Annotated in this window: 8 protein-coding genes and 2 pseudogenes; 3 read left to right on the top strand and 7 right to left on the bottom strand. The window is 33.4% G+C overall.

Annotated elements, in window-relative coordinates; all coding sequences use genetic code 11:
- Positions 1–13 precede the first annotated feature (13 nt).
- Together icd and NOX90_RS00600 are read left to right on the top strand one after the other, a co-directional pair.
- The gene (gene icd / locus NOX90_RS00595; protein WP_375604162.1) at positions 14–1441 is read left to right on the top strand and encodes an isocitrate dehydrogenase; all 1428 of its coding nucleotides are present in this window, start codon (positions 14–16) and stop codon (positions 1439–1441) included.
- A gap of 59 nt (positions 1442–1500) precedes the next feature.
- Positions 1501–2268 (top strand): IS5 family transposase, encoded by a 768-nt coding sequence (locus tag NOX90_RS00600; protein WP_375604163.1) that lies wholly within the window; start codon positions 1501–1503, stop codon positions 2266–2268.
- A 178-nt stretch (positions 2269–2446) separates the two neighbouring features.
- On the opposite strand, the gene NOX90_RS00605 is transcribed toward NOX90_RS00600, so the two are convergent.
- Complete coding sequence (locus NOX90_RS00605) at positions 2447–4786, bottom strand: ankyrin repeat domain-containing protein (RefSeq protein ID WP_375604164.1); 2340 nt, start codon at positions 4784–4786, stop codon at positions 2447–2449.
- A 589-nt stretch (positions 4787–5375) separates the two neighbouring features.
- Between NOX90_RS00605 and NOX90_RS00610 the strand changes: the two genes are divergently transcribed.
- Positions 5376–5531, top strand: a complete 156-nt coding sequence (locus NOX90_RS00610; RefSeq protein ID WP_375604165.1) for a hypothetical protein — start codon at positions 5376–5378, stop codon at positions 5529–5531.
- A 26-nt stretch (positions 5532–5557) separates the two neighbouring features.
- Here NOX90_RS00610 and gmk read toward each other — a convergent pair whose 3' ends face one another.
- The 6 genes and pseudogenes from gmk to NOX90_RS00640 all read right to left on the bottom strand — a co-directional run bounded on the left by gmk (position 5558) and on the right by NOX90_RS00640 (position 11884).
- Complete coding sequence (gmk, locus tag NOX90_RS00615; RefSeq protein WP_375604639.1) at positions 5558–6166, bottom strand: guanylate kinase; 609 nt, start codon at positions 6164–6166, stop codon at positions 5558–5560.
- A complete protein-coding gene (locus NOX90_RS00620; RefSeq protein WP_375604166.1) occupies positions 6150–7955 on the bottom strand; it encodes a pentapeptide repeat-containing protein in 1806 nt (601 codons plus the stop codon). The genes gmk and NOX90_RS00620 overlap by 17 nt, the downstream gene beginning before the upstream one ends.
- Positions 7948–9139 (bottom strand): annotated as a pseudogene (locus tag NOX90_RS00625) (ankyrin repeat domain-containing protein). The gene NOX90_RS00620 and the pseudogene NOX90_RS00625 overlap by 8 nt, the downstream one beginning before the upstream one ends.
- 152 nt (positions 9140–9291) lie before the next feature.
- A pseudogene (locus NOX90_RS00630) lies at positions 9292–9639 on the bottom strand (IS630 family transposase); the annotation flags it as partial.
- Between the two features lie 160 nt (positions 9640–9799).
- Complete coding sequence (locus NOX90_RS00635) at positions 9800–10666, bottom strand: hypothetical protein (protein ID WP_375604167.1); 867 nt, start codon at positions 10664–10666, stop codon at positions 9800–9802.
- Positions 10667–10711: 45 nt separating this feature from the next.
- Complete coding sequence (locus NOX90_RS00640) at positions 10712–11884, bottom strand: hypothetical protein (RefSeq protein WP_375604168.1); 1173 nt, start codon at positions 11882–11884, stop codon at positions 10712–10714.
- Between the last annotated feature and the right edge of the window lie 37 nt (positions 11885–11921).

Here is an 11921-nt window from a genome sequence, read left to right on the forward strand (position 1 = left end):
AACTAGGAAAGTTATGTCAACACCAATCACAGTTGCATATGGCGACGGTATCGGACCAGAAATTATGGAAGCGGTGCTGTCGATATTGCGCGAAGCGGAAGCGAAAATTTCAATAGATATTATTGAAATAGGTGAGCGTGTTTACAGTAAAGAATGGTCTCACGGAATTTCTCCAAGTGGTTGGGAATCAATTGAAAGAACAAAAATATTATTAAAATCTCCGACAACAACTCCTCAAGGTAAAGGACACAAAAGCTTAAATGTAGCGCTCAGAAAGAACCTAGGGTTATATGCAAATATCAGACCGTGTATTTCGTATCATCCTGTTATAGAAAATAAATTCGATAAGTTTGATATCGTAGTAATACGTGAAAATGAAGAGGACGTTTACACCGGAATAGAACACAGGCTCACTGGTGACTCTTACCAATGCACTAAAATTATTACTAGATCCGGCTCAGAAAAAATATGCAGGTACGCTTTTGAATATGCAAAAAAACATAGTAGAAAGAAGGTAACTTGTCTTACTAAAGATAACATAATGAAAATGACTGACGGAACTTTCCATGCAGCGTTTGATCGTATTGCAAAGGAATACCCGGACATAAAGGCAGAACATTATATAGTTGATATTGGCATGGCACGTGTTGCCACAGAACCGGAGAATTTCGATGTTATAGTAACCGAGAACTTATATGGCGATATATTATCGGACATTGTGGCGCAAACCTCTGGATCTGTTGGACTCGCTGGAAGTAGCAATATAGGTAATGAATATGCAATGTTTGAAGCAGTGCACGGTTCTGCTCCTGATATTGCAGGAAAAAACATAGCTAATCCTTCTGGACTTTTAAATGCTGCAGTGCATATGTTGGTCTACATCAGTCAAGTGAGTACTGCAAAACTAATTTACGATGCATGGCTCAAGACTTTGGAGGATGGAATACACACTGCCGATTTATATAAAGAGAAAAAGAGTAAACAAAAAGTTGGTACCAAAGAATTTGCAGAAGCTGTTATAGACAATCTAGGAAAAAAACCGAAAACATTATCTGAGCTTATAATTGGCAGTGATCCAAATAGTAAAGTGGATAAAATACAGGATAATTATGAACAGGATTATAAGATTAAAAAACTAGTGGGTAGCGATATAACGCTTGCTTGGGACAAATCCAGCAATTTTGATCAAGTAGTAAAGTTATTTGAATCAAGTAATCTGCAAATGATAGCAATATACTCAAAAGGACTTGCAATTTGGCCAGGAAGTTCAAAATCTTTAAGAGACCAAATAACCTGTAGGTTTATCGCAAATAATGAAAAGCAAGCTATTACAAATAGTGATGTAAATAACTTGCTAATCAAATTTGAGGAACATAATTTTGATGTGGTGAGAATGGATAAGTTGTATTTGTATGATGGGAAAGAGGGTTTCTTCTCTTAGAGCATGTCTTCAAACTAAGTAGAAAGGAGTTAAGAAGTGTGTTATAAGATATATTTTAAATGTACCCAAGCGATATAAGTGACAAAGAATGGAAGATGATAGAGCAATATTTTGAACCTAAAAAGACCGGCAGACCAAGAAAACACAGTATCAGAACGATTATCGATGCAATAAGGTATGTGATGAGAACAGGCTGTCAATGGAGACAACTACCTAAGAATTTTCCACCATGGAAAACCGTGTATAGTTGTAATTCGCGTTTAAAAAAAAGTGGAATATGGCAAGAAATTCATGATTTTCTAGTTAAAAAACTAAGAAAGATAATTGGTAAGAATGAAACTCCATCAGTAGGAATAATTGACAGTCAATCAGTAAAAACCACNTCAAAAAGGGGATCCAGAGGATATGATGCTGGCAAGAAAGTAAAGGGTAGAAAACGCCACATCGTTGTAGATACTCTAGGTCTTGTAATTGCTGCTGAAGTACACAGTGCAAGCATTCAAGATCGTGATGGTGCACTAAATCTTTTTGTTCAAGCCAAATGCAAAGCTCCAACATTACGTAAGTTTTTTGCTGATCAAGGATATACAGGTAAATTGCAAAACCGCTGTTTATTGGAAACTGGATGTTTGTTGACGATTACCAAGAAAGTAGTTGATACAGGATTTCAGGTTATTCCTAAACGTTGGATTGTTGAGAGAACCTTTGCTTGGCTCTCCAATTTTAGACGTATGAGTAAGGATTATGAGCATTCTCCTCTCACTTCAAAAAATAACATCTTTTTTAATATGATCACTATTATGCTTCACAAATTAGCTCATTCTTGAGTTTGAAGACATGCTCTTAGTGATCGTTATATCAACTATGTTTTTTTAACACTCCCCACTCCGACAATGTTCGTACAGTTGTGTGTCAGCTACTTGCATGACACCATTTGTTGTAAACTTGTAAACTCACTTTTTCTTGATTTTTTGGTTTATCTTGTCTACCTATTTTGCCACTCTGCTAAACGGATACAATTAGCCCATCTAGCTTATTCATGAATTGACGTAGTATTGATACATCGCTCATTTTAGTAGCTGGGTTTTCTGTATATTCTGATTGATTTCGTTGTCTTTTTGCTTCTAGGTCTTCAGAATCATTTCCTAAATTCTGTTGATCATTGTCAATAGGGTTTTTCGAAGCTTGATTCTGCTCTGTTGTTGAATTAGAGAGATTTTTGTCGTTAAATGTGTCCTGTGCTTTGTTGGTTGATTTTTCAAAAAGTTTCTTAATACCACTAAATCCTAAAGTTAAAGTAAGACATATAACTCCAGCAGTAGCTATGATAGGAATGGCTGCTCCAATTGCCATTTGACCCTGAAAGAAAGCAAATGTTACCATTGCAATAACTGTAATCGTTATTGTGATTGCTAACAGTTCGCGAGTTCTTTCGGCTGGATTTATGTATTTTCCAACAGCAGATAGTACTTCTTCTGTAGCAGATACTCCTTTTTTTATACCAGAACCTAGCTTTTTAATGCCTGACTGACATTTTTTCGAAGCAGTTCCACAGTGGTATTTTTCCTCAAGCTTCTCTTTTAGTTCTTTAGCTTTCTCCTGTGCTTTCTGTGGAGTCCCTGAATAATCTTTTAGATCTCGTAAAGTTAAATAGTACTTTTTAGTATGGAATTTTGAATCTTCTAACCACAAAGAATCAGGGTTAGCACCGTTTTGTAATAATGCTGCACAAAACTTTGTTGTACTATCATAATTAGTTGCTAAATCAAAAATTGTTCCTTGCGATAGATATTCGATACTTCTTTTTTCTGCTTTTTTCTTTAATGCCAATCCTAGGGGTGTGCTCCCTTCTCCGTTCTTAGCATTTATAGCTTCACCTAATTTATCTTTAGATATTGTTCCATTTTTCACTAAACCTAAAATCAATTCCAAACATGCGACTTTTTGTCTTCCTTTGAATGAAGCAATATAGTGAAGAGCATTTTTTTCATCTTTATCTTGCACAGTAATATCTGCACCATTTTGTAAAAATAACTCTAAGGTTTTATATCTATTTGTTTTTTCAAATTTTCTATCTATAAATGATCGATCCTCATTTTTTTCTCTTATATGCTGAAATAAATAATGAAGAGGTGTTTGTTTTGCTGTATTTTCAGCATTTATAGCTTCTTTAAGTTGTGCTTTAAGCTTCTCTTTCTCACTTACATTTAATATTATATTTAAAAATTCAAGTTTTTGTTTTTTCTCTAATTCTGTAACTATTAGATGTAAAGCATTGTTGCCATTTACATCTTTAAGATTAATATCTGCTCCTTTTTGCAATAATTCCTTAAAAGATTTTTCATCTTTATCTTTAATTGCTAAATGTAATTGATAATTATCATTACTATCTGGAGTATTTATGGTATGTCGTATAATTTCTTTAATTTTTGTTCTTATTTCTGATTTTAATTCAGGTTTCTTTACTGACTTTGCTAATTTTTCTAAGAAATCACAATAGTATGTCTTTTGCTCTTCTTTTAAGTATTGTAATTCTTTTGTAGATAATCCTAAATTGTCAGAGCTGGCTCCATACTCTAGCAATTTTATAAGAAACTTAAGTGTGTTATCGTTATCTTGGATTGTGTGAGAATCATGTTTCCCTTTTATTATCTTGTTAATTAGTGCTACCTGAAAAGGAGTCTTTCCTTCTTGATTTTCACTATCAACAAGTTGTGCTAGATCTTCTTTCGTGATCGTTTTTATTAGGGTACCTAGAAATTTGCATTTCTGTTTCTTTTCCAACGACACGATAAGGTGTAAAATATTGTTGTCTTTTTCACCTTTCACACTATTAATATCCGTACAATCTTTTAGATATTTTTTAAATTTCCTGTTCTTTCCATTTTTGATCGCTTTTAGTAATAGAGCATTGCTATTTGTTATTTCGTTGCTTATTTCTACTTTATGATCATCTTCAACATCGCTACCGTAGCCACTTTCTGCTTCACTATCTTCACTATTCCTACGATCATTTTGGTTGTGGGTAATACTATTAGAACAATATTTGCTATTATAAGTAATTTTAGAAATTACTTGCTTTTTTGTTTCATTTGATATTTTTTTCGATCGTTCTATTGCTTTATCTAGCACTGGAAGGAAGCATTGGACATAATACCTATAATATTTTTCTTGTTCTCTAAGTGATTCTTCTAATTTAGTTAATACTTCAGAGCTAGCACCTTCCTCAAATAACCTTTCACATTTCTTGAGAGCTCCATCTCGACTTCTTGGTTTTTCACGCTTGTGTTCTTCTTTTTTTACCTTTCTCTCTATAATGGAGTACAATTGCTCGTCTTTACCCATACTAAAACCTCAATATTAAAAGCTATTTAAGTTGTCAGCACTAAACTAATACCAAGTCTCATTAATAATAAGACAAATTAAAAATAGCCCTTTTGCCTGTAATTGCGGAGTTTAAGCATATTTATAATATGTCCTATTTGTCTTCCCAATAACGAAGTTTGGTATAACAACCAAGAAGTTTGACTTTTAAGTTGAGCTAAACGTTGTATATGTGATCAAAATATAGGTGGAAAGGCAGAAAACTAGTTTCTATTAGAAAATCTGTTATCATAGTCAAATCCTCACTTGAACAGTTGTCTACTATTTTAACCATTTTGTCTTAAAAAATAATAAATATAGCTAAACTGCGAAACGTGCTATCGGCTAAAATATAGCTAAACTGACTTACGACAATTTGAAAAACCGTCATTCCGCTACTCGTTAGCGGAATCTATGCTGAGATACCGCGTACAACTGTACGAATGTTGTGATTTTGGCCCATCAGATCCCAGTGCTTGACACTGTGATCCAGGAATTTTAATTGTAAGTAAGCATACTGAGTTGATAAGTATAAAAGTAGCTAGAAAATAAACATTTTTGATGAGATTATATGGAAAACTGGATTCCAGTGTCAAGCACTGGAATGACAAGAAGAGGGTACTTGGATAAGAGGCATTGCCCTTCTGGTAGGCCAAAATCACAACGTTCGTACAGTTGTGGATACCGCGGCGGTATGACGGTTCGCGGCGGTATAGCTATAGGATAAGAAACTATAGCTGCAGATTGATGCTTTTATAAATCTTCCAGACTTGGTTTTTCTTTTAGTTTTTTAAGTCTTTCTTTATTTAGTATGGAGCTTATCTCTTCTACACTTTTATCAATATCATCATTGATTATTACATAATCATATTTATCACGTTTGCTTATCTCTTTTTGAGCTTCGGCTAATCTGCGCTCTATTTCGCTCGCATCATCACTATTACGCTTTTGCAAACGCAACCTAAGCTCTTCCATTGAAGGGGGAAGTATAAAAATACTCACAACTTTTTTTCTCATGAGCTTGAATAAGTGAAATGCTCCTTGCCAGTCTATGCTGAGTAAAACGCTTATTCCACTGCTCAGGTTTTGCTCTATAAAATTTCTTGGTATACCATAAAAATTCTCAAAAACTTTGGCGTATTCAAGCATCTGACCAGCTTCGCATAACTCGTGAAATTTTTCTTCGGTAACGAAAAAATAGTCTTTTCCATTTATTTCGCCGGAGCGAGGCCTGCGCGTAGTCATAGAAACAGACCTAACTAAATTAGTTGATCGCTCAAGTAATTTTGCTGATATAGTAGTTTTTCCAGCTCCAGAAGGGGAGGATAGAACCAATAACACGCCCTCACTTTTTACGGTCATTTTTCTTTGCATTTTTTAACATGGCGCTTTTTAGATCAGAGTTTAAAAAGCTAGAACCTTCTAAATTAGAATTTGATAAGTTGGTGCCAATAAGAGAAGAATTATCAAAGACAGTATAGCGCAAATCGGTCTTTTCAAAATTTGCCTTATTCAAATTAACATTTACAAACTTTGCTCTACTCAATGTTGAATTAGAAAAATCAGCATTTTCTAAATTCATATTCTTAAATTCAAAGTAAGAATAATTTACATTAAATTTTTCACCCTGTGATATTTTCTCTTGCAAATCTTCAATTGAAGTTATAGCGTTTTCTAAACCTGCAAGGTTTTTCTGCCCTTTATTGTTAATCAAAATTGAATTATCAAATTTGCAACCTGTTAAATGAGCATCAGCAACTGAACTTTTATATATGCTTGAAGAGTAAAAAGACATATCACTAATTGTTGAATTGCTCAAATTGCTAAGAAAAAAACTAGTTTTCCTAAAGGCATTATTGTGAAGCAAAGAAGGTCTGAAATCGCTTTCAATAAAATTTGAATTAGTTACTTTTAAATTGGACCAGCTCGAATTATCAGCTAATAAATTAAAGAATGTTGAATTTTCTATTTCACTGGAATCAATATTATGGTGAGAAAGTGTACTGTTATAAATTTGAGAGTCTTGGATTTTTATCTTATACATTGAAGTTGTAGAAAGGTCTGAATCTTCTATCTTCACATAGGTAAATAGTGAATGGTCAAAAAATGAGCCATTCATGTTAGAATTCGCAACTTTAGTATTATGAAACTTTCCGTGACGAATGTCAGCATTAGAGACATTAACTTGATGCAGTTCACTAAAACTAAAATCAATATTGGATAAATCAGCATCCTGAAGATTTGCTTCAGAAACATATACATGTTTTATCTTGGAACCATTTAGTATAGATTGAACAAAACTTGAATTATCGTCATTCACATAGGAAATTTGTGTGTTGCTTAAATTAGCTTCGTCGAAGTTACTGTTAATTATGATAGAAGAATTAAGGCAGGCATCGGAAAGATTGCTACCTGTAAAGTCTGATTCTTTTAACTCTGCACCATATATGTTAGCATTTTTTAATGAAGAAAATTGTATCTTTAATTTATATGCATCCACTCCAAAGAAACTTGCATTATCAAGGTTGTTTTGCTGCATAACAGTATCGTTTATTTCACTATCACTAAAATTTACGTGGCTAACATTCGAGTTTGATAAGCTAGAAAAACTCATTTTCACATTCGAGAAATTAGTATGCATACCAATTACATTGTGCATACTTACTTTTTTAAGATCGGAATTGATAAAATCAGCATAACTAACATTAGACTGATCAAATACGATATCTGTTAAGTTTGCAGAAACAAATTTTGTAAAACTCAAATTTGTACCTTTTATTTTAATGCCATGTAAATTAGCATTGGAGAAATTAGCACCACGTAAATCAACATCAATGAAAGACACATCTGATAAATCGGTGTTAGAAAAATCAGCACCAATCAGACTCACTCCATCAAAAACAGATCCACTTAGGTACAATTGACTAAAATTAGCTCCATTTAAGTTAGAACCAAAACCTTTCTTAAAATCTTCTGGCACGCCCTCTTTGTGGCACTGCACCAAAAATTCAGCAAAGTCTTTTTTACTGTAAGATACATATTTTACATCATGCAGAGCGTTTAAAAAATCACTAATCGGATTTTTTTCATCATTNNTTTCATTTCCATAACATAAATGACCAACTAAAATTAATATCAAGAATCTAATCATCTTGCTTATCGCACTGTATTTCTTTCGTTTTTACAGCCCAATCGTACATTGCTGAGCTTTCTTTATTGTCTATTTTTCTATCCTCTAAAAGGTGTGGCATCATTTCGGCAATCGCATTTATTATATTGATCTGCTTTTTTTCGATTGCTATATCAATTGGGGATTGAAAATTATTATTAACTACTCTAAGATCAGCGCCTTGTAATAAGAGAAAGCGCACTATGTCTACCTCACCTTGTTTAACTGAATAAATTAGAGGAGTGTCACCCAATTTATTTCTAAATCTTAGTATTTCTTGAGTTGTTAATCCAATTTTTTCTAGCTTACTTATTACTCCTCTTAAGCAAGGTAAGTTATTTTTCTTAATACAGTAAAAAAATTGCTTACTGTAATCATCAATAAATACAGTTGTAGGAAGATGCTCATTAAGGCTATCATATTGTCGTTTATATATTGACTTGCTTTGTATATCTTTATGACTCCATTCTTTTATTGGTTCTCTGTTGAGCTTTGTCCATTTTTGTAAATTTTTCTTTTCACTTTGCTCTTCTTCATCTTTTAGTTATAGGTTTTACTCTATTGCGGTTCTTGGAATTACTGTTTGTTTCTTTCACTTTTTNTTCTTCAAGCTGACTCTCTACTTTTTCTTTTTTTCNTTCTAATAATTGACTCGCATCACTTTTTGAAAGTTCATTATCTTTTATATCAATCTTCTGATCAGCTTGTAGATTTTTTTGCGGGTTAGCTGTATTCTCATTTAAATCAGCACTTAAAGGCAAAGGCTCTGGTTTCAAATCTTTATTCACTTCTTTATTGGCCACATTTGGTAAATTTCGAGCAAATTCGCCTGTACTTTCTTCTAGCTGGTCATTTGGCAAATCTTTATCAATCCTTTCACCTTCACTGATAGTTTTTTCAACCACGGAAGCTTTGTCCTCGTTGTGTTGCAGTTTCTCTTTATCGGTAGTGCCGTCTAATCTTTTGCTCTCAGCCTCTTGTGTTTGTTTAGCATCGACGTTGCTTTTCAACTCATCTTTTTGATTTGTGCTATCTTGCTTCCTTACACCTACATTTTCGTTTTTATGAACTGATTCAATTTTCTTTTCTTCAAGCCGCTCTATGGCAAATAGGCTCAGTGATCCAAATACGACAACTAATAGTATGAAATATAAAATATTTTTCATAAATGTTCAAAACATAGGCTTAATTAAAATGATACTATAATCAAATGATTAATCTACAGTAAAAAATGCCTTAGGATTTTATTTATCAACTACAACCAGCTAAAGCTGGTGGTATGAAAAGAAGCTTGTAAAGCAGATTATGAGTTTTAAAACTCTGAAATATCAAAATTGGTATCTTTGTTGTGGTGTGTTTCTTGCTCCTCAATGGTAATATTAGAATTTTCTTGTATCCACACTTCAATTTGTTCAAGTTGACTTTGGTTCGATATAGTTTTTCTACGGCGTTGAGGTGAAGCAAACAATTTTTCTTCTCTACCAAATTTTAGATCATGCAGNNTCAGTGTAGTTCTTGAAATGCAGCATATCTTTGCTANCATACTGTGCTTTTTTGCTGCAATTACGGCATTTAGTTTTTTTGCAACATATGCGTTATTTCTTACTTTCTTCAGCATTTCTTTTGCNNTCACTTTTTCGTCCAATAATTTTGATCTTAATGCCATTTATACCTCGCTATTTTACTTCTTTCAGTATGGGCTTTTTCTTTGTTATTGTCTATCCGCTCTCTGTGCAATGGGAATTGGTATTAGCTATAGTTGACAATAGAAGCAAAAACTCATCATTTTGAAAGAGGAGGAGATTTTTCTGGATCCTGAGCAGGGATTACGTTTGGATTTGAGAATTCTGTTTTAACATATCACCTTCTTCATTATATAAATCACGGACATCATTCATTTTCACGCCAGTTTGAACTTCTGCTTCTTTAGCTTCTTTTTGACCTGTTGAAGATGATGCATCAACTCCTGCATTTTTAGTAACTTCTTGTTTTAGTCGTTTATTTTCTTCTTGTAATTGCTTTAAATTTTTCTTTAGTTCGTCAATCTCTCTTATTTTTTGTTTTAATTGCTTGGATATAGTTAGTTTGTCTCTAGTCAATTTCTTATTTTCTTGTCTTAACCCATTAGCTATTCTGCTTGAGTTGTTGTTTACAGCTTGTATACCTTGGTCTTGCTGCTGCATGCTTGTTCCTCTACTTTCATATTCAACTTCAGTTTGAGTTGATGTAGCTGCTGTCTCTTCCTGACCTTTTTCCTGCTGTAATATGTTCTGCAGTTGCTCTAGACTCTCTTTGACAGATGCCAGCTCTTCCTGTGTACACGTTAACATCCCTTCCTTTTCCTTAAGCTGTTGTTTAAGCTTATCTATTTCTGATTGTTGCTTTCTGAACGATGTTGAATCTGTACTTTTTGCTCTTAATTGTCTAAATAAATTTTCCTTTTCTTCTGCCAATTTTTCTATTTGCTCAGTCAGCTTATCTTTATTATCGATAAATTCAATCTTAGCTTGTTTTAGTTTACGGGTTAAATTTTCAATATACTCACTATCTTCGTTTTTTACTTCCGAATACTTTGCCCTTAAATCTTGAAGCTTTCCTTCTAATTTCTGGCTCTCTCTTACTATCTGCTGTATCTTTTCATCCTTCTGCTTAATTTCTTTTCTCAAACTCTCTATTTTCTCATTTTTCTCCACTTCTTCTATCTCATCTGCAAGAGACTTTTTACCTATACCAGATTGCTAAATTGCCATTTCTAAATCTTCTTTTTCTTTGTACAGTTGATTTAATTCCTTAACTAACTCTTGATTCTTTAATTGCTCTTTACTCATAAGCGACTCAATTAAAGTACCTTGTTCCTTTATTCTTTGATTTTTTTCAGATATAACTTGCCGTTGTTCATTAACTTCATCTCTCAAGAAGTCACGCTGCTCTGCAAGTTTGTTAATTTCATTTATAGCCTCATCTACACCTTTTAATCCTTCTTGCTCATAATTTTTCTCATAATCTTTGTGTATTTTTTGTTCATCGTAGTCATCGTCAATGTATTCATCAGTAATTTCAGACTCTTCACCACCAATCTCGCTCTCAACAGAAAGAGAACTTCTACGCGAACCAGGAGAGGAATACCCACTGCTGCTTGGTGTAGGTGACTGTTGTGGATCTTTTGTAAATATTTCCTCTGCTGGTACTTGCTGATCGTCCACGCTCTTATCCATGTCAGTAAAAGCTTGATATAGAGTTTTTCCATTGATAAAAACTTCTTTGTTTTGTTCAACTAACTTTGATACCTCTTCTGAGCTCGTTATTCCTCCAAATTTTGGTTCATTAACTACCCTTTTTATGCCACTGGAATCTACTTCCACAGTCATGCTACAACTTATGCTATTGCCTTTAGAATCCTTAGCCTGCCAGTTAATGGTCATTTCACATGAGGTTGAGCCAGTAAAATCATAGTGCCTTTCGCTGCCTTTTTTGGTTGCAGTTATTTGACTATCTTTCCCTAAAGATATGTTATAAACCTTACCTTCACTGCTGGCCCTTAAAATATTGCTAATTTCTATTGGTTTTTCTTCATTTTCAAATCTAATTTTGAAGTCATTATCCTTTGTTGGATACACTAAGAAATTTTGACCAGGCAGAGACGACTTAAGCTCTTTATGCATTGCGTCTATTGATTGCTCAAATTTTTGGAACTCCTTTTCCCACTTTAAATTTATCTGTCCTGTAATGTTCTCATCTTTGCGTAAAGGACCAATAAAGTACCAGATGAGATTTTCTTCCTTTAGTTTTTTTATAAAATCCTGAAGATCGTTGCAAGATTCAATGACACTTAAAATATCATTTTTCTTCTGTTCATCTACATCTAAACTTTGACTTTCAGATATAAATACATTTTCGTTTTCCTGTGGCATAATTTCACATTTTAAAAAATATACTATAATATTAGCA

It is taken from the genome of Wolbachia endosymbiont of Anurida maritima, assembly GCF_042182995.1.
Classification (GTDB): domain Bacteria; phylum Pseudomonadota; class Alphaproteobacteria; order Rickettsiales; family Anaplasmataceae; genus Wolbachia.